Consider the following 18348-nt stretch of genomic DNA (forward strand, 5'->3'; position numbering starts at 1 on the left):
CTGCCCGATTTTCATCCCGGTATGATCTACCTCACAACTCAATTCTCGAGTCACAGTCTCTGCGATCCGCAGCGTTACGAATACCCCCGGAAAGGGGTGAAGATTGCTTCACCACGCCCCGCGAGCCGATGCACTGCTCCGACCCCGGGACGGAGACGCCCTACGCGCAGAGTTGCGTCACCTCGCTGCACAGGTGAGCGTCCCTGTCATGTTCGGCGGGAACGTCACGGACGGCACCTTGCACCTGAGTGAGTTCCTCGGCACCCGAACCAACACGTTGGCGGGCCTGTCGATCGCACCGAGATCCGGGCTGGGGGGCCGCGTGGTCGAGCAGCGCACACCGTTTGCGGTCAGTGATTACGGACGCTCCACCACCATCACCCATCATTTCGACCGTCCGGTCCACTGCGAGGGCCTCCGGTCGATCCTGGCCGTCCCCGTCGTCGTCAACGGCGAACCACGAGCCGTGTTGTACGCCGCGTCGCGGGCGTGCACCCCGGTCGGGGACCGCTCGACGGATGCCATTGTGGCGGCCGGGCGCCGTTTGAGCACCGAAATCGTGATCCGCGACGAAGTGGACCGTCGCGTACAACTGTTGCGGAGCGTGGACACCGCCACCACGAACGGCATGTCGGCAGAAGAAGTCCGTGATGTTCACGCGGACTTGCGGACGCTTGCGCACACCGTCGAGGACGCCGATACGCGACGTCAACTGCGTGCCCTGTCGCACCGACTCGCCGCCGCAATGACGCCACCGGCCGAGCGGGATCCCTCCGACACCACCGATCTCACTCCCCGTGAGCTCGATGTTCTCGCCGCAGTTGCACTAGGGTGCACCAATCCGGAAGCTGCCCAGCGCCTTTCCCTCGGCGTGGAGACAGTAAAAAGCTACCTGCGCAGCGCCATGCGCAAACTCGACGCGCACAATCGTCACGAGGCTGTCGTCACCGCACGCAAACTGGGGTTGCTCCCTTGACCAAGGCGCAATCGCCTGCACGGCGGACGGTAAGCACAACACTTTTCGTCGGACTGGCCGCTGGGGTCATTTCCGTGCTCACGACTGGCACGGCCCACGCTTGTTCGTGTGTGTACGGACCAGCGGACACGGACGTGATGGCGAACGTCCGTGCCAGCGCTACCGGTGACGGTGCTGTGTTCGTCGGGGTCCCGGTCGAGAAGCGCCGCGAATCCGACGCCGTGTACTACGACTTCGCGGTTCGCGACGTGTACCGGGGCGATCTCGGCGCGACGACCACAGTCTCGACCGCACTCCACTCGACCGCCTGCGGCACGAGCTTCGACGTGGATACCGAGTATGTGGTCTTCACTACCACCTACGACACCCATGACGCCCCGTGGTCCGTGAACACGTGTTCGCCAACCACACTCGCATCCGACGACCGGACCCGTGACGCTGCCGTCGAGGTATTCGGCGAACCCGCTCCGCCCGCTACGAAAGAACCCGCAAGAAGTGACACGCTCGTTCTACCGGCTCTCGGCGCCGGTGCGGTAGCGATCCTCGCCGCAGCCGTCGTGGTGTGGACACGGCGCCGGAGCAGCTGACCGGACCCCGTCAATACCCTTCGGGAAGTGCCGTGAACATGTCTCGAGTGACCGCGACAGCGTTGTCCGAGCTACCCCCTCGTACCACCAATGTTGCGAAGGCCAGATCGCCCCGATAGCCGACGAACCAGGCGTGCGATCCCCCCTCGACCTCGGCCTCACCGGTCTTTCCGTACACCTCGCCTTGGTCTTCGATGCGGAGCGCCGTTCCACTGGTGATCACCAGACGCATCATCGTGCGCAGCCCGTCCACCATCTCCTGGCTGACCTTCGGGTGCTCACCCTCGATCGTCGTTTCGCGTCCCAGAATCAGTTGCGGGACAGGCGTCGACCCATTCGCCACGGTGGCTGCCGCCAACGCCATCCCGAAGGGACTGACGAGCACCCGGCCCTGACCGAAGCCGTCCGCTGCCCGCTGGACAAGTTCCTCCGCGGGCGGCACCGACCCACTCTGAGTGGGTAATCCGACCACCTGGTATTCGGGACCGATTCCGAACTGCGAGGCCGCAACAGTGAGCGCGTCGGGAGCCATTTCACTGGCCAGCTTCGCGAACGACGTGTTACACGACCTCGCGAACGCCTTCGCCATGGACACGGTCCCGAGCGAGAACTCGTTGTAGTTGGGAATGCTGCGCTCCCCGATCGTGATTCGCCCCGGACAGGGCACGGGTGTATCGGGCGTCGCGATACCGGATGAAATCGCCGCGCCCGCCGTGATGATCTTGAACGTCGACCCAGGAGGATAGAGACCCGTAAGTGCGACCGGTCCGTCACGGTCGGCCGCCTCGTTCTGAGCAACGGCCAGCAGCTTCCCAGTGGACGGCTCTATCACCACCATCATCGCCTGATTGGTACGAGCGTCCACCGCCTGTTGAGCCGCTTCCTGAATCGGCCGGTCCAAACTGATCGAGACGGACGGAACGGGCTGCGGCGCAGTCTCGGTCAACACACCGATCTCCGCGCCGTTGCGGTTGACGACCACCACACTCCACCCGTCCTTGCCGGCGACCTCGTCGATGATCGTTTCTCTCACCTGGCCCACCAGGTCCGGCGCGAAATTGGGATCCGTCGACACGAGGGCAGCCTCCTCGGACACGGTGACCCCGGACAGGTTGTCCAGGGCGTAGGAGATCTGGTCGTAATCGTCCTCACGTAACCGCGTCACCAGGTAGTCACCGTTCACCCCAGTGGCCGACTCGACGATCGCCTGCGGCGTCACCGTGTAGTCGAATGCCTTCACCGCCGACGCCAACGCCTGCGCCGTGCCCACAAGGTTGTCGGCCTCGGAGGCATCCAATGTGATCCGATAGATGACGCCCGGCACCAGTACGTCCGAGCCCGCGCTCTCGTTGACGTGCGCCCAACCTGCCGGTTCCGATCGCAACACCATCGACTGCCGATCACCCAGTCGCGGGTGCAGGTTCGCCGAATTCCATCGCACGGCCCAATCACCGCCACGTCGCCCCATCTGCAGCTCGCCCGTGTACGACCACACCCGATCCTTCGGCAGGTGCCACTCGTAGCTGTAGCCGACGGTGGCCGTGTCACCCTGCACGTTCACGTCTGTGGTTTCCGCTGTCAACGAGATCGCCTGCAATGACTTCCAGGCGTCGTCCATGGCGAGCGCCGCAGCCTCGGGGTGATCCGACAACGCGGCGGCCTGCTCGGTGTCGTGATCCGCGAACGCCGACAAAAAGTCCTGGGCCGCAGGCTCAGGACCATCAGGACGGGGTGTGCATGCCGCGACACCGGCCGTGAGAATCACCGCAGCCCAGAGGGCGACAACCCTCATCACGCTCGATCGGAGGGCTACTGGAGGCTTCATCGACGCCCATCCTAGGTCGCACGAGCGTGGGGGCCGGGCAGGCGCGGCCTGTCAATCGAGGAGAATTGTCGCGAATGTCCCGACCTGTTCGAATCCGACGCGCGCGTACGTTTTTCGTGCTGCATCGTTGAAGCTGTTGACGTACAGACTTGCCGTACGGCCGCCCGAGAGAATCGATTCCGCCACCGTTGCCGTGGCGGCGGCCCCGATTCCACGACCGCGATGGGCAGGATCGACCCACACTCCCTGAATTTGGCCGACGCGGGACGACACCGACCCGACCTCCGCCTTGAACACGACCTCACCGTCCTCGAACCGAGCCCAGGCCCGACCGGACGAAATCAGGTTGGCAACCCGACGCCGATACGCACGACCGCCGTCGTTCGCTCGCGGATCCACGCCGACCTCCTCGAGGAACATGGCGACCGCGGCCGGCAGGTACCGGTCGAGGTCACGCATCCGCACCCGACGGACCAACGGGTCCGGCCGGCACAGCGGCGCGGTGCCGAGCGCCAACAACGGCTGATCCGGGCGCACCTCTCGTGCCGGCCCCCAGTCCAGTTCCAGCATCTCCCACAACGGCAGCGTGAGTTCGGCACGACCGACGAGCGACGAACACATCCGGGGACCACGACATGCGCGATCCGCGAACGCCCGGAGGTCGTCGAGTTCTCCACGCAGCGGCACGAAATTGGCACCCGCGTAACACAACGACTCGAGAGGGCCGCCTCGACTCCACATCTCACCGTAGATCGTCCTGGGGTCGACGCCGGATCTCTCCACCCGTGCGGCCACCATGCAGGCGGCGACCGGGTCGGCGTCGAGGACACGCAGCACCTGCGCGACGTCCCTGCTGCTCAGCGCTCTGGCACCCAGGAGTTTGAGCATCTGCCCACCTTGTTGGCTAGTGGTAACGCCATGTCGGCTAGTGGTAATGCCACCAGATTGCCACGAACATACCCCGAGTGGGGCAAGTTCGTGGGCAACGATCAACTAACGGTGACCACCGGAGATCCGGCTGCATCTCCCTCTTCCATTTCTTCGGCGATTCGCATCGCTTCCTCGATCAAGGTCTCGACGATCTGCGCTTCCGGCACCGTCTTGATGACCTTGCCCTTCACAAAGATCTGTCCCTTGCCGTTTCCGGAGGCCACCCCGAGATCGGCGTCACGCGCCTCCCCTGGTCCGTTGACGACACAACCCATGACGGCAACGCGCAGCGGAATCTCCATGCCTTCGAGACCCGCAGTGACTTCGTCCGCGAGCGTGTACACGTCCACCTGGGCGCGTCCGCACGAGGGGCAGGACACGATCTCGAGCTTGCGGGGACGCAGATTCAGCGACTGCAAGATCTGCGTCCCGACCTTGATCTCCTCCGCCGGCGGCGCCGACAACGACACGCGAATGGTGTCACCGATCCCCTCCGACAGCAGCGCGCCGAATGCAACAGCGGACTTGATGGTGCCCTGGAATGCGGGGCCCGCCTCGGTCACACCGAGATGGAGCGGGTAATCGCACTGGGCGGCGAGCTGCTTGTACGCCTCCACCATGATCACCGGGTCGTTGTGCTTCACCGAGATCTTGATGTCACCGAAACCGTGCTCCTCGAACAGGCTCGCCTCCCACAGCGCCGACTCGACGAGCGCTTCGGGAGTGGCCTTGCCGTACTTCTTCATGAGCCGGGGATCGAGGGAACCGGCGTTCACGCCGATACGGATCGGGATGTTCGCGTCACCGGCCGCCTTGGCGACCTCTTTCACGCGGCCGTCGAACTCCTTGATGTTGCCCGGGTTGACACGGACGGCGGCACAGCCTGCGTCGATCGCCGCGAAGATATAGCGGGGCTGGAAGTGGATGTCCGCGATGACGGGGATCTGGCTCTTCTTGGCGATGGTTGCCAGCGCGTCGGCGTCTTCTTGCCGAGGGCAGGCGACGCGCACGATGTCACAGCCGGAGGCCGTCAATTCGGCGATCTGCTGCAGGGTCGCGTTCACATCGTGGGTTTTGGTGGTACACATCGACTGCACCGACACCGGGCTGTCACTACCCACACCGACCGAACCCACCTGGAGTTGACGGGTCTTTCGGCGGGGCGCGAGAACGGCGGCGGGGCCTTCGGGCATACCCAATCCGATCGGGCTGGTCACGAGGATGCCTTCTTTCGTAGCTTCGATTCGAGTCTAGCGATCACTGGAAGAGCTTGATCGGGTTGACGATGTCAGCAGTGAGGGTCAACAGCATGTACGCACCGCCGATGACGATGAAAACGTAGGTCACCGGTAGCAGCTTCATGTAATCGACCGGCCCACCCTTGGGGAGCCCCTTCAGCTTCCGGAACCAGTTACGGATGTGCTCGTACACGGTGACGGCCATGTGTCCACCGTCGAGCGGCAACAGCGGCAGCAAGTTGAAGATCGCCAGGAAGAAGTTGAGGCTTGCCAACAGGAGCACGAACGCCTCCCAGATGCCACGCTCCGCGATCTCGCCGCCGAGAACGCTGGCGCCGTACACGCTGACCGGGGTCTCCGGATCACGTTCACCACCCGTGACCGCGTGCCACAGGTCGACAGCCTTCGCCGGCATCTCGATCAACCGCTCGACCGTCAGCGTGAACATGTCGCCGGCGAATCCGAACGTGGCCGGAACCGCAGTCAACGCCGTGTGCTCGACGACGCCCGGCGGGGCGACCACTCCGATTGCACCCACCGTCTCGAGATGCGGCTCGGCTTCGGCGTCATCTTTGACCCACCGCTGCACCGGCTCCACGGGAACCGTGACCGTCAACTGCTCACCGTCTCGTTCGACCGTGAAGTCGTGCGGTCCGCTCAACTTCCGGGTCTCCTCGGCAACCTCCGAGAACGTTGCGGTCGCCGTACCGTTCACCGCCACGATGGTATCGCCGGCACGGATTCCTGCCTGTTCGGCAGGGCCGGAGCCACTACACGCGGACGGTGCGTAGTCGGGAGCAGGACCCTGAGTCGCCGGAACACAAGCCGTCGAGCCGACAACTGCAGTGGTCGGCGGGTTCAGGTTCGGCAAACCCCAGGCCACGGCAAGACCGTAGATCAGCACGAGGCCGAGGACGAAGTTCATCGCAATGCCACCGAACATCACGACGAGCCGCCGCCAGGTGGCCTTCTTGTACATCGCGCGGTCTTCTTCGTCCGGCGCGAGCTCGTCGATCGCGGTCATTCCGGCGATGTCACAGAACCCGCCGAGAGGCAGCGCCTTCAGACCGTATTCGGTCTCACCACGCCGAAACGAGAAGATCTTGGGGCCGAAACCGATGAAGTACCTGCGTACCTTCATGCCGGTGGCCTGCGCCGTCCACATGTGACCGGCTTCGTGCAGCGCAATCGACGCTGCAATACCGAGGGCGAAGAGGAAAACGCCCAGTGCGAACACCATGCAGTTCTAGCCTTCCTGATCGACGAGCTGACGTGCCCGCATACGTGCCCAACCATCAGCGGCGAGCACATCGTCAACGGTAGCGGGTGGCGAAGACCACTCGTCGGCATCACTCAGCACGGAGTCGACGGTGCGCACGATCGCCGGGAAGCTGACTCGTCCGTCCAGAAATCCCTGTGCGGCGATCTCGTTGGCGGCGTTGTAGACGGCGGTCAACGCGCCCCCCGCCTTGCCTGCCGACCTGGCCAGGTCGAGAGCGGGAAACACGGCATCGTCCACGGGTTCGAACTCCCAGGTGGATGCCGTGGTGAAATCACAGGCGAGGGCAGCACCGGGTACCCGGTCGGGCCAGCCCAACGCCAGCGCGATCGGCAACTTCATATCGGGCGGGCTCGCCTGGGCCAAGGTGGAGCCGTCAGTGAACGTCACCATCGAATGCACGATGGACTGCGGATGCACCGTGACGTCGATGCGGTCGTAGTCCACGCCGAACAGCAGATGCGTCTCGATCAGTTCGAGACCCTTGTTCACCAGAGTGGCCGAATTGAGGGTGTTCATCGGGCCCATGGACCAGGTGGGGTGCGCACCCGCCTGCTCCGGAGTCACCGACTCCAGCTGCTCGGCCGTCCATCCTCGGAACGGCCCACCCGACGCGGTCAGGACGAGCCTGGCAACCTCCGATTCGGTGCCACCCCGCAAGCACTGAGCCAGCGCCGAGTGCTCGGAATCGACTGGAACGATCTGGCCCGGCGCCGCCGCTGCGGTCACCAACGCACCACCGGCAACCAGCGACTCCTTGTTCGCCAGCGCCAACCGGGCACCCGACTTCAATGCCGCGAGCGTCGGCGCGAGCCCCAGAGAACCCACCAGAGCGTTCAGCACCACATCTGCCTGTGTCGTACGCACCAACTCGGTGACCGCATCCGGCCCGCTCAGCACACCGGGAAGGTCCAGCTTCCCTGCCGCCACGGGATCGGCGACAGCGACGGCGTCGACTCCGGTGGCACGAATCTGCTGCCGCAGCAGATCGATGTTGCCGCCGCCCGCCGCGAGACCGACGACGGTGAACTCGTCCGGGTTGGCGGCGATGACGTCGAGCGCCTGCGTGCCTATGGAGCCGGTGCTGCCGAGCAGCAATACACGGGTGGGCTTGTTTTGATGCACCCGGCCATTGTTCCTGATTGCACCTGAGAGCACCCTGATGGCTGGCCCCACTACGTACGACACTCGGTCGTATGCCACGATATGGAGTCAGTAGCACTCGAACTAGCAGGAGGATCGACCGTGGCCGATACCCAGTTGGACAAGGCTTCCAGCCAACCCGTCGTTACGGCCTCGAACGTCGATACTGCCGAGGTCCCCTCCGCTGAGTGGGGCTGGAGCGGCGAATCCATCAAGACGTTCCGTTTCTTCGGCTGGTTCTTCTCACTGTTCCTGATCGCTATGCTCATCGGTAACCACGAGGGCCGCGTCGAAGACTGGTACCTCATCGGCTTCGCCGTCCTGATGGCCGGCATACTCGTACGCGACGTGCTGCGACGGCGCAAGCCCCGGTAGCCACCGCCGCGGAGTCAGTTCTCGGCAGCCAGCTGACCGCACGCCGCCGCAATTTCTTGTCCGCGGGTATCGCGCACCGTGCACGACACGCCCTGCGCGATCACCCTGCGGACGAATTCCTTCTCCACCGGCTTCGGGCTCGCGTCCCATTCGCTGCCCGGAGTCGGGTTGAGCGGAATCAGATTGACGTGCACCAGTGCACCCAGCGCCTTGCGGAGCTTCTTCCCCAACATGTCCGCGCGCCACGGCTGATCGTTGACATCCCGGATCAGTGCATACTCGATCGACACCCGCCGACCAGTGGAATCCGCGTAGTACCGCGCCGCATCCAGAACCTCGGCCACCGACCACCTGTTGTTGACGGGCACCAGCGTGTCGCGCAATTCGTCGTCGGGCGTGTGCAACGACACCGCGAGGGTGACACTCAATCCTTCGTCGGCCAGTTTTCTGATGGCCGGCGCCAAACCGACGGTGGACACCGTCACCGACCGTTGTGACAGGCCCAGCCCGTCCGGTGCAGGTGAGGTGATCCGGCGCACCGCAGCGATTACTCGCTTGTAGTTGGCAAGGGGTTCGCCCATCCCCATGAACACCACATTCGAAAGTCGGCCCGGGCCACCGTCGACTTCACCGTCACGCAGGGCGGCGGCAGCGGCACGCACCTGGTCGACGATCTCGGCCGTCGACAGATTGCGTTGGAGACCGCCCTGACCCGTCGCACAGAACGGGCATGCCATGCCACACCCGGCCTGACTCGAAATGCACAGGGTGGCACGGTCCGGGTATCGCATGAGAACGCTCTCGAGGAGAGTGCCGTCACCGGCCTTCCACAGCGTCTTGCGCGTCTCTCCCCCATCGCATGCCAGATGCTTCAACGGTGTGAGCAGTTCGGGGAACAGTGCGGAGGCCACCTGCTCACGGACGGACGCGGGCAGGTCCGTCATCTTCGCGGCGTCGGCCTCGAGCCTGCCGTAGTACTGGCGAGCGAGCTGATCGGCGCGAAATCCGGGCAGGCCCAGTTCCTTCACCGCTTCGCGCCGCTCTGTCGAATCGAGATCCGCGAGGTGCCGCGGCGGCAGCCCGCGCTTGGGCGCGTTGAACACGAGAGGAAGTGAAACAGCCATAGTGCGGTCCATTGTCCCATCGCTGTCCAATCGAGCCCAATTCCGAAATTGCTCTACCCTCTGTGCGTGCCCAACGAGTCTCAGGACTCGTCAACCACTCACGGGGAAAGTGGGCCGGCGCCGCGTGTGCAGGCGATACCGCACGTCCAACGCAAGACCGGGTGTCTGATCGAATGCTCTGGCGGCTGTTCGTTTCGTGAACTCGATACCCAACACGTCGCGCAGTGCCCGCCGGTCCGGGAACTCCCAGCGCGTGTCGACGCGCACCGTGCCGAAGCCCTGAGCCTCGAAGAAGCGCTCGACACGCGCAGGATCGTATTGCGGGAGGTCCGCCCGCATCCACCGTCCGTAGTCGAACGCGGTGGCGTCGAGATCGATCACGGCCAGCACTCCACCGGGCTTGAGCACCCGCATGGCCTCCGCAATCCCGGCGCCACATCCCGGGCCGAAGAAGTAGGCAGTGCGGGCGTGAACGAGGTCTGCCGAGCCGTCACCCACAGGCACGGCCTCGGCGGAACCTTCCAGGACCTCGACGTTCGCGAGATCTCCGGTCCGCAGACGCGCGGCCTCCACCAACGGAGCATGCGGATCGACCCCGACCACCCTGGCCGCCGTCTCTGCGAACATCGGTAGATGAAATCCGCTTCCGCAGCCGACGTCGACCACCACAGCGCCAGCCCAATCGACCGATCCCGCCAAGTGTCGGTAGATCGCACCATCGGCGTCCTGCGCCCGATTCTCGACCTCGTACACCTGCGGCCAATACCAGATGTTCGGGCTCGGAATCGTCACACGAGCAGCGAGAACACGAGCCACGTCACGAACGCGGACGGCAGAACCGAATCGAGGCGATCCATGATGCCGCCATGGCCGGGCAGCAAAGTCCCCATGTCCTTGATCTGAAGTTCTCGTTTGATCTGCGATTCGATCAGGTCGCCCAACGTGGCCACGATCACGAGCACGGCACCGAGCGCAAGGCCGATCAGCGGGTTCTCGTCCAGAATCAACGAGACGGTCGCGATGCTTCCGACCACACAGAAGATCAGCGAACCGAAGAAGCCCTCCCAGGACTTCTTGGGACTGACCCGCGGCACCATCGGGTGCTTGCCGAACAGGGATCCCGCCGCGTATCCGCCGATGTCCGAGCAGACCACGCCGATCATCAGACACAGCACCCGAGCCGGCCCGTCGTCCTGCAACACCATGAGCACGGCGAACGCCGCGAGCAGTGGAATCCACGCCGCCACGAACACGGTGACCGCGGTATCGGGGAGAAAGTTACGTGGAGTCGCATTCAGTCCGTGATCGAACAAGCGCCAGACCATACAGACGAGGACCGTTGCGGCGAATGACGCCAACACACCCTGCACACCGAACGGCCACGCCAACCACAGAATCGCCTGACCTCCGGCGATCAGAGGAAGTCGCGGCACACGGATACCCGCCTCGCGCAGGCGCTTCGCGACCTCCCACGTGGCAACGGCCATTGCCGCAGCAACTACGCCGATGAATACCAGTGGAACGTAGACGAGGACGAGTATCAGGGAAATGCCGAGTCCAGCGCCTACCGCGATAGCTGCGGGTAAGTTCCGTCCCGCTTTCGACTTCGGCCCGTTCACATGATCGACCTCTGCCGACCCCGAGGGGCCGCCCGATGCGGGCCCATCGGGTGTCCCTCGTTCTGCTGGCACGGTCACTGTCTCCCGTTCCGCCCCTCGTCTCGATGTCGAACTGCAGGTGTGGCGCCCAAGGCACTCACACCTCGAGCAGTTCGGCTTCCTTGTGTTTGAACAAATCGTCGATCTGACCGACATAGCGTGCTGTGGTCTTGTCGAGTTCCTTCTCGGCGCGGCCGACCTCGTCCTCGCCGGCTTCGCCGTCCTTCTGGATTCGCGAAAGCTGCTCCATCGCCTTGCGACGGACGTTGCGCACCGCGACCTTTGCGTCCTCGCCCTTGGCCTTCGCCTGCTTGACCAGTTCCTTGCGGCGTTCCTCGGTGAGCTGCGGGACCGAAATGCGGATCAGGTTTCCGTCGTTCGTCGGGTTCACACCCAGATCGGAGTTGCGGATGGCCGTCTCGATCGGACCGAGCTGCGACGCCTCGTACGGTTTGACCACCACAAGGCGAGCCTCTGGGACATTGATGCTGGCGAGCTGAGTGATCGGCGTCATCGCACCGTAGTACTCGATCGCGATACGGGAGAACATCCCAGGGTTGGCACGACCCGTCCGAATCGAGCCGAGGTCGTCCTTCGCCACCGTAACAGCCTTTTCCATCTTCTCCTCGGCCTCGAAGAGAGCTTCATCTATCACGGCTGTTCCTCCATGTTCGTCGTACTTGCGAGAGTTTGATTCGAGTGGTCGACTTCACCGGTCGGTCAGGTCTTGACGAGTGTTCCGATCTTCTCACCGGACACAGCCCGGGCGATATTGCCCTCTGTGAGCAGATTGAACACCATGATCGGCATCTGGTTGTCCATACACAGACTGAAAGCAGTCGCGTCGGCCACCTGGAGTCCCTGTTCGATCACCTCGCGATGGGTGATCTGCTCGTACATCGTGGCATCGGGGTCGACCCGCGGATCAGCCGTATAGACGCCGTCGACCGCCTTCGCCATGAGGACCACGTCGGCGCCGATCTCCAGCGCACGCTGCGCCGCCGTGGTGTCGGTGGAGAAGTAGGGCATTCCCATGCCCGCACCGAAGATGACGACGCGACCCTTCTCGAGGTGCCGTTCCGCGCGCAGCGGAATGTACGGTTCCGCGACCTGGCCCATCGTGATTGCGGTCTGAACCCGGGTGTCGATGCCCTGCTTCTCGAGGAAATCTTGCAATGCAAGCGAATTCATCACGGTGCCGAGCATGCCCATGTAGTCGGAACGTGCGCGCTCGAGTCCGCGCTGCTGCAATTCTGCGCCGCGGAAGAAGTTGCCACCACCGATGACCACCGCGACCTGAACGCCCGAGCGCGCGACGCCGGCAATCTGCTCGGCCACCTTCGTCACGACGTCAGGATCGAGACCGACCCTGCCGCCACCGAACATTTCGCCACCCAGCTTCAGGACGACGCGGCGAAAGCCGTGACGATCTTGGGCTGCTTCCGACATTGTTCTCCTCGTTTGTACGATCACACGTTTTCACACGGGCCATCCGTCACAGGTCATCGAGACCCGGGTCGTGTTCGATCCTGCCTCATCGGAACGACTCGCGGCACACGTTGGCCCCGCCGGTTCGAGTGCGAACTCTTCGCCGACGGGGCCACTCGTCCCACGAAGAACGATCAGGAAGCGCCGACCTCGAAACGAACGAATCGCTTGATCGTCACGCCTGCCTCGTCGAGGAGCGCCTTCACGGACTTCTTGGAATCCTGGACCGAGGACTGCTCGGTCAGCACGACATCCTTGAAGTAGCCGTTCACGCGGCCTTCGATGATTTTCGGCATGGCCTGCTCGGGCTTGCCTTCCGCGCGTGCCGTCTCCTCGGCGATGCGACGCTCGCTGGCGACGATGTCCTCGGGGACCTCGTCGCGCGTGACGTACTTGGCCTTCAGCGCGGCAACCTGCATCGCAGCAGAGCGTGCCGCCTCGGCAGCCTCGTCACCCTCACCGGTGTACTCGACGAGAACGCCGACGGCGGGCGGAAGGTCTGCGCTGCGCTTGTGGAGGTAGACGGCGACGGGGCCGTCGAAGGAGGCGATCTTGCTCAGTTCGAGCTTCTCACCGATCTTGGCGGACTGCTCCTGGAAGACTGCGTCGACGGTCTTGCCGTCGAGCTCGACAGCCTTGAGAGCGGCGATGTCGGCGGGCTTTGCCTCCGCGGCGGCGGCCACGATCGACTCGGCGAGCTTCAGGAAGTCTGCGTTCTTGGCGACGAAGTCGGTCTCGCAGTTGATCTCGAGCAGAACGCCGTCCTTGGCGACGACCAGACCCTCGGCGGTGGTGCGCTCGGCACGCTTACCGACATCCTTGGCGCCCTTGATGCGCAGCTGCTCGACAGCCTTGTCGAAGTCGCCGTCAGCATCGGCCAGAGCGTTCTTGCATGCCATCATTCCGGAGCCGGTGAGCTCGCGGAGCCGCTTGACGTCAGCGGCGGTGTAGTTCGCCATGGTGAGCGAGCCTCCTTATTGTCTGTTGGGACGTGAGTCAGGGTAGTACGACGGGCAGACCGTGAAACGGCCCCGACCAAAGAGGTGCTTGGTCAGGGCCGTTTTCATCGGATCAGGCCTCGGTCGAGGGTGCCTCGGTAGCCGGTGCCGTCTCGGCTGCGGGGGCAGCCTCCGCAGCGGGCGCAGCGTCTGCTGCCGGGGCTGCCTGCGAGAGCAGCTCCTGCTCCCACTCGGCGAGAGGTTCGCCGGCGCCGGCCTCGGGCTTTGCGTCCTTGTCGGCGCTCTGTCCGGCGCGTGCCTGCACACCCTCGGCAACCGCCGAAGCGACAACCTTGGTGAGCAGTGCGGCCGAACGAATGGCGTCGTCGTTACCCGGAATCGGGTAGTCGACCAGGTCGGGGTCGCAGTTGGTGTCCAGGATCGCGATGACCGGGATGTTCAACTTGCGAGCCTCGGCAACCGCCAGGTGCTCCTTGTTGGTGTCGACGACCCACACAGCGGAAGGAACCTTGGCCATGTCGCGGATACCACCGAGGGTGCGATCGAGCTTGGTCATCTCACGCGTGAGCATGAGGATTTCCTTCTTGGTGCGACCCTCGAATCCACCGGTCTGCTCCATGGCCTCGAGCTCCTTGAGGCGGAGGAGACGCTTGTGGACCGTGGTGAAGTTGGTGAGCATGCCGCCGAGCCAACGCTGGTTCACGTAGGGCATTCCGACACGAGTTGCCTCGCCCGCAATGGACTCCTGGGCCTGCTTCTTGGTGCCGACGAAGAGGATCGTGCCACCGTGGGCGACGGTCTCCTTGACGAACTCGTACGCCTTGTCGATGTACGTCAGCGTCTGCTGCAGGTCGATGATGTAGATGCCGTTGCGATCGGTGAAGATGAAACGCTTCATCTTCGGGTTCCAACGACGGGTCTGGTGACCGAAGTGCGTGCCGCTGTCGAGCAGCTGCTTCATTGTTACGACAGCCATGGCTGTGTATCTCTCTTTCAATTGCCGGTTCTGCAGGGCGTCGGTGACGCTCTGCCCTGGCACCCGCTGGCCTCCGGACTCACGCTGCTCGAGCGTGAGACCAGCCGAAGGCCGTAAAAGCGTGCGCGGGCGCGCGAAGTCGGACTGTGCGAACACAGACCGCTCGACCAGTGTACGGCTTGCGCGGCCGGTCCCCTAACCGCGGTGGCCACCGACCCGCCTGTCAAGTGACCCCTACCCCGATGTGCACGGCACCGAGATTCGTCCACAAAACGAATGACGTGCGGTTTTTCTCCGCATCCCACGGCATCGTCGACACGATGATGCGCAGATCGATACCCGCCATCGCGCTCGCCGTCCTCGTCGCCATCACGTCGCCGAGCAGTGTCGGCGCCTCCGAATCCGAGTTCGATTGGCCACTTCGACCGCGACCCCGAGTCGAACGCGCCTTCGACAAACCCGAGCACAACTGGCTACCCGGACACCGGGGGGTCGACCTGGCCGCGCAACCCGACGAAGCCGTGCTGTCCGCTGGGGCCGGCGTGGTGGTGTTCGCCGGAACGGTGGCGAACAAACCGGTCGTCTCGGTCGATCACGAAGGCGGCCTTCGGACCACCTACGAACCGGTCGCCGCACGGGTACGGGCGGGACAGCGCGTCGGCGTCGGAACGGTCCTCGGAGTACTCGAAGCCGACCATCCCGGATGCTCTGTGGCAGCGTGCCTGCACTGGGGCCTGCGCCGGGACCGGGAGTATCTGAATCCGCTCCGGCTGGTCGACGCCGCTCCCCTGCGGCTGAAACCGTTGCACTCGTGAAACCTGCGCTCGGATCATGCGCGGGGGTGAGCCCGGTCATGCACGGCACGTAGCCGGTCGACGGACACGTGCGTGTACAGCTGTGTGGTGGCCATACTCGCGTGACCCAACAACTCCTGAACCACGCGCAGGTCCGCACCACCCTCCAGTAGATGGGTCGCTGCGCTGTGCCGCAAACCGTGCGGACTCAGGTCCGGCGAACCGGGAACTGCCGACAGGACGTCGTGCACCACACTGCGCGCCTGGCGCTGGTCCAATCGGCCTCCGCGCTTTCCCAGCAGCAAAGCATTTCCCGATCTCTCACCGACGAGCTTCGGCCGACCTGCGCGCAACCATGCGTCGATCGCGTCGGCGGCCGGACGACCGTACGGCACCGACCGTTCCTTGTCTCCCTTGCCGATCACGCGCAGCAAACGTCGATGCTTGTCCACCGACACGAGGTCGAGACTGCACAATTCACCGACGCGAATCCCGGTCGAGTAGAGCAGTTCGACGATGAGGCGGTCACGGAGCGCAATCGGATCTTCCTGAGCTGCACCCAGTTCCGCTACGTCCATCGCCTCCACGGCCTGCGTCTGCCGCAGCACTGCAGGCAATGTCCGGTGTGCGCGAGCCGCGACCAGTCGCGCACCCGGATCGGACGACAGACGTCTGGTCCGCATCAGCCACGCGGTGAAGTTGCGAGCCGACGACGTGCGTCGCGCCAACGTGGTTCGGGCTGTTCCGGCGGCCGCTTGCGCGGCAAGCCACGAGCGCAGCACCGACAGATCGAGCGCCGCGATGTTCGTGTTGCCGCCACCCGAGCCGAAATGACGCAGCAGCGAACGAACATCGGCCAGATACGCACGCACCGTATGTTCCGAGCGCCCTCGCCCGAGCCGCAGATGCTCGGAGTACTCCGCGAGCACGGCCTCGAGTTCAGGGGTCAGCTCGATCCGCTGCGGGCGCTCGCTACTCATGCACCCATGATTCGTTGCGGCAGTACGCCAGGCAAGCAGGACACGCCTTCCGCAGACCTGTCAGGCCCCTTTTCGCGGACCTGTCAGGCCGTGCCCGCCTCCGCGAATTCGGATTTCCACACACGGAAACCTTCCTCGGTACGACCCTTGCGCCAATACCCCGAAATGGACGCATCCGAGGCCGGGACAGCTCGTTCCTTGCGCACGTACGCCCGCAGATTCGACATGACGGCCTGAGCTTCACCGTGAATGAAGACGTGTGGTCGTCCATCTCGCCACGGGACCTGCCGCACGGCGGCGATCAGCGGGGCGTTGTCGCCCGAATTGTCATCATCGACCGTGTCGGAGGACGCACCTCGATGTATCCATCGCACGTCGACGCCGTCCGGCGCATTCAGCAGCACTTCGTCATCGGGGCCGCCGACTTCGATGAGAACGTCCCCGACTGCATCTTCTCGGAGTCGCTCGACCGCCGCGGAAATCGCGGGGACTGCCGACTCGTCACCGGCGAACAGATACCAGTCGGCGGCGGCGTCGGGCGCAAAAGCGCCGCCGGGGCCGCGAAGTTGGAGCGTGTCACCCGGCTGCGCCGATGCCGCCCACGGCCCCGCCACGCCGGCCTCACCGTGTACGACGAAGTCGATCGCAATCTCTCGTGCGTCGTGATCGACCGAGCGGATCGTGTACGTCCGCAAGGTGGGTTCATCCTCTGGTCCGAACACGAGTTTGACGTACATGTCGGTGAATGCGTTCGGTGTGAACGAATCGAAACCCGGGTCGCCGAGATGGACCCGCACCATGTGCGGAGTCAACCGTTGCGTCCGAATCACCGTCAGTGTCGCCGTCGGCTTCGCCATTGCAACCTCATATCCCGTCCGTTGGCCGGCAAGCCAAACCACCCAGTTAGCTAGTTAGTTAGTTAGCCTTACCTAACCAGCGTACCCGAATGTGTGACGTTTCCGTCGGGTGGGGCGAATCCCTCATCCAGGTTCGGAAGTAACTCCGAGGGCGTCGGCAGCCATCGGCCAGAAGTTGTGCAGGTCATCCTCCCAATAGCCCCACGAGTGCGTGCCGACCGGTTTGAAGTCGAAGGTAGCCGGGATCTGCAACGACCTCAGCCTGTCCGCCAGATGGTGCGTGCACTGATTGGTCCCCGCCTCGATGAGTCCGCCCACGATCACCTGATTGGCCAGAGCACCCGAACCGTCGACATCGGGGCCGTCGAGATTGTCGTGAGGCCCCGGCAGCCCGCTACCGTTGCTGATGTAGAGATCGATCCCGCGTAGTCGCTCTGCGTGGATCACGGGGTCGTTCGCCACCCAATCCGGGTCCCCGGGCGGGCCCCACATGTTCTCCACGTTTCCGCCGCGCGCGCTCACCACGAAGGTGACGTACGTCCGCCCGGCTGGAGTGCTCGTCTCCGCACACCCACTGAAGGAGCCCACTGCGTTGTACAACGATGGTGCATGCTCGGCGAGCATCAGAACCGAAGTACCCGACATGGACAATCCTGCGATCGCATTCTCGCCGGTTGTTCCGAGTGTCGCATCGACAATCGGCGGAAGTTCCTCGGTGAGGAAGGTAGTCCACTTGTTGAGGCCGAGAACCGGGTCGCGTTCCTGCCAGTCCGTGTAGTAGCTGAATGCACCACCAACCGGGATGACGACGTTGACGTTCTTGTCCGCAAAGAAGGAGACCACGTCCGTCTTGGCCTTCCACGTGGCCGTGTCCTCGCCGCCCCCAGCACCGTTGAGTAGATACAACGTCGGTCTGGGTACGCTCGTGTCGGCTGGGCGAATCACTTCGAGACGGATGTCTTTCTTCATCGCCGCCGAATACACATACATGTTCATGTGGCGGTCGTCGACCTGCTCCACACGGTCGAGGACAGAGCCGCCTTCCGACGCCTGTGCCACGCCTCCGACGAGACTCCACGACGCCATGATGGCAACGATCAGGAGTGTCCGGCAGAACCCGGTCGCGCTCATGGCTACTCCTTCTGTTTCGCGAACTCCC

The 18348-nt window shown here is 64.1% G+C and carries 19 protein-coding genes; 4 read left to right on the top strand and 15 right to left on the bottom strand.

What is annotated here, in order from left to right; genetic code table 11:
• Nucleotides 1–193 precede the first annotated feature (193 nt).
• Together ACZI8Q_RS08430 and ACZI8Q_RS08435 are read left to right on the top strand one after the other, a co-directional pair.
• Nucleotides 194–976 (top strand): LuxR C-terminal-related transcriptional regulator, encoded by a 783-nt coding sequence (locus tag ACZI8Q_RS08430; protein WP_463373051.1) that lies wholly within the window; start codon nucleotides 194–196, stop codon nucleotides 974–976.
• A 110-nt stretch (nucleotides 977–1086) separates the two neighbouring features.
• Complete coding sequence (locus tag ACZI8Q_RS08435) at nucleotides 1087–1563, top strand: hypothetical protein (RefSeq protein ID WP_463373052.1); 477 nt, start codon at nucleotides 1087–1089, stop codon at nucleotides 1561–1563.
• 10 nt (nucleotides 1564–1573) lie between these two features.
• On the opposite strand, the gene ACZI8Q_RS08440 is transcribed toward ACZI8Q_RS08435, so the two are convergent.
• From ACZI8Q_RS08440 to dxr, 5 genes are all read right to left on the bottom strand, one after another.
• Nucleotides 1574–3388 (bottom strand): penicillin-binding transpeptidase domain-containing protein, encoded by a 1815-nt coding sequence (locus ACZI8Q_RS08440; protein ID WP_463373053.1) that lies wholly within the window; start codon nucleotides 3386–3388, stop codon nucleotides 1574–1576.
• A 51-nt stretch (nucleotides 3389–3439) separates the two neighbouring features.
• Nucleotides 3440–4276, bottom strand: coding sequence for a GNAT family N-acetyltransferase (locus ACZI8Q_RS08445; RefSeq protein ID WP_463373054.1), 837 nt, complete (start codon nucleotides 4274–4276; stop codon nucleotides 3440–3442).
• Between the two features lie 101 nt (nucleotides 4277–4377).
• Nucleotides 4378–5535, bottom strand: coding sequence for a flavodoxin-dependent (E)-4-hydroxy-3-methylbut-2-enyl-diphosphate synthase (gene ispG / locus ACZI8Q_RS08450; RefSeq protein ID WP_463373055.1), 1158 nt, complete (start codon nucleotides 5533–5535; stop codon nucleotides 4378–4380).
• 40 nt (nucleotides 5536–5575) lie between these two features.
• A complete protein-coding gene (locus ACZI8Q_RS08455; protein WP_463373056.1) occupies nucleotides 5576–6796 on the bottom strand; it encodes a M50 family metallopeptidase in 1221 nt (406 codons plus the stop codon).
• A gap of 6 nt (nucleotides 6797–6802) precedes the next feature.
• Complete coding sequence (gene dxr, locus ACZI8Q_RS08460) at nucleotides 6803–7960, bottom strand: 1-deoxy-D-xylulose-5-phosphate reductoisomerase (protein WP_463373057.1); 1158 nt, start codon at nucleotides 7958–7960, stop codon at nucleotides 6803–6805.
• 120 nt (nucleotides 7961–8080) lie between these two features.
• Between dxr and ACZI8Q_RS08465 the strand changes: the two genes are divergently transcribed.
• Nucleotides 8081–8353: a DUF2631 domain-containing protein gene (locus tag ACZI8Q_RS08465; protein WP_463373058.1), complete on the top strand. Its 273-nt coding sequence runs from the start codon at nucleotides 8081–8083 to the stop codon at nucleotides 8351–8353.
• A 14-nt stretch (nucleotides 8354–8367) separates the two neighbouring features.
• On the opposite strand, the gene rlmN is transcribed toward ACZI8Q_RS08465, so the two are convergent.
• From rlmN to rpsB, 7 genes are all read right to left on the bottom strand, one after another.
• Nucleotides 8368–9477, bottom strand: a complete 1110-nt coding sequence (rlmN, locus tag ACZI8Q_RS08470; protein WP_463373059.1) for a dual-specificity RNA methyltransferase RlmN — start codon at nucleotides 9475–9477, stop codon at nucleotides 8368–8370.
• A 90-nt stretch (nucleotides 9478–9567) separates the two neighbouring features.
• Nucleotides 9568–10269 carry a class I SAM-dependent methyltransferase gene (locus ACZI8Q_RS08475; RefSeq protein WP_463373060.1) on the bottom strand — a complete coding sequence of 234 codons (702 nt, stop codon included), beginning with the start codon at nucleotides 10267–10269 and terminating at the stop codon, nucleotides 9568–9570.
• Nucleotides 10266–11174 carry a phosphatidate cytidylyltransferase gene (locus ACZI8Q_RS08480; protein WP_463373061.1) on the bottom strand — a complete coding sequence of 303 codons (909 nt, stop codon included), beginning with the start codon at nucleotides 11172–11174 and terminating at the stop codon, nucleotides 10266–10268. The genes ACZI8Q_RS08475 and ACZI8Q_RS08480 overlap by 4 nt, the downstream gene beginning before the upstream one ends.
• A 58-nt stretch (nucleotides 11175–11232) precedes the next feature.
• Nucleotides 11233–11790 carry a ribosome recycling factor gene (gene frr, locus ACZI8Q_RS08485; protein ID WP_463373062.1) on the bottom strand — a complete coding sequence of 186 codons (558 nt, stop codon included), beginning with the start codon at nucleotides 11788–11790 and terminating at the stop codon, nucleotides 11233–11235.
• A gap of 65 nt (nucleotides 11791–11855) precedes the next feature.
• Nucleotides 11856–12584, bottom strand: a complete 729-nt coding sequence (gene pyrH, locus ACZI8Q_RS08490) for a UMP kinase (protein WP_463373063.1) — start codon at nucleotides 12582–12584, stop codon at nucleotides 11856–11858.
• Nucleotides 12585–12757: 173 nt separating this feature from the next.
• Entirely contained in the window at nucleotides 12758–13582 is an 825-nt protein-coding gene (tsf, locus tag ACZI8Q_RS08495; protein WP_463373064.1) for a translation elongation factor Ts, read from the bottom strand.
• 112 nt (nucleotides 13583–13694) lie between these two features.
• Nucleotides 13695–14558 carry a 30S ribosomal protein S2 gene (gene rpsB / locus ACZI8Q_RS08500; RefSeq protein WP_463373065.1) on the bottom strand — a complete coding sequence of 288 codons (864 nt, stop codon included), beginning with the start codon at nucleotides 14556–14558 and terminating at the stop codon, nucleotides 13695–13697.
• Between the two features lie 320 nt (nucleotides 14559–14878).
• On the opposite strand from rpsB, the gene ACZI8Q_RS08505 reads away from it, so the two are divergent.
• Nucleotides 14879–15373, top strand: a complete 495-nt coding sequence (locus ACZI8Q_RS08505) for a M23 family metallopeptidase (RefSeq protein ID WP_463373174.1) — start codon at nucleotides 14879–14881, stop codon at nucleotides 15371–15373.
• Between the two features lie 14 nt (nucleotides 15374–15387).
• On the opposite strand, the gene ACZI8Q_RS08510 is transcribed toward ACZI8Q_RS08505, so the two are convergent.
• The 3 genes from ACZI8Q_RS08510 to ACZI8Q_RS08520 form a co-directional block, all read right to left on the bottom strand.
• Entirely contained in the window at nucleotides 15388–16332 is a 945-nt protein-coding gene (locus ACZI8Q_RS08510) for a tyrosine recombinase XerC (RefSeq protein WP_463373066.1), read from the bottom strand.
• Nucleotides 16333–16415: 83 nt separating this feature from the next.
• The gene (locus ACZI8Q_RS08515; RefSeq protein WP_463373067.1) at nucleotides 16416–17189 is read right to left on the bottom strand and encodes a siderophore-interacting protein; all 774 of its coding nucleotides are present in this window, start codon (nucleotides 17187–17189) and stop codon (nucleotides 16416–16418) included.
• Between the two features lie 123 nt (nucleotides 17190–17312).
• Nucleotides 17313–18320, bottom strand: coding sequence for an alpha/beta hydrolase (locus tag ACZI8Q_RS08520; RefSeq protein ID WP_463373068.1), 1008 nt, complete (start codon nucleotides 18318–18320; stop codon nucleotides 17313–17315).
• Between the last annotated feature and the right edge of the window lie 28 nt (nucleotides 18321–18348).

Source organism: Rhodococcus quanlei, from assembly GCF_055231015.1.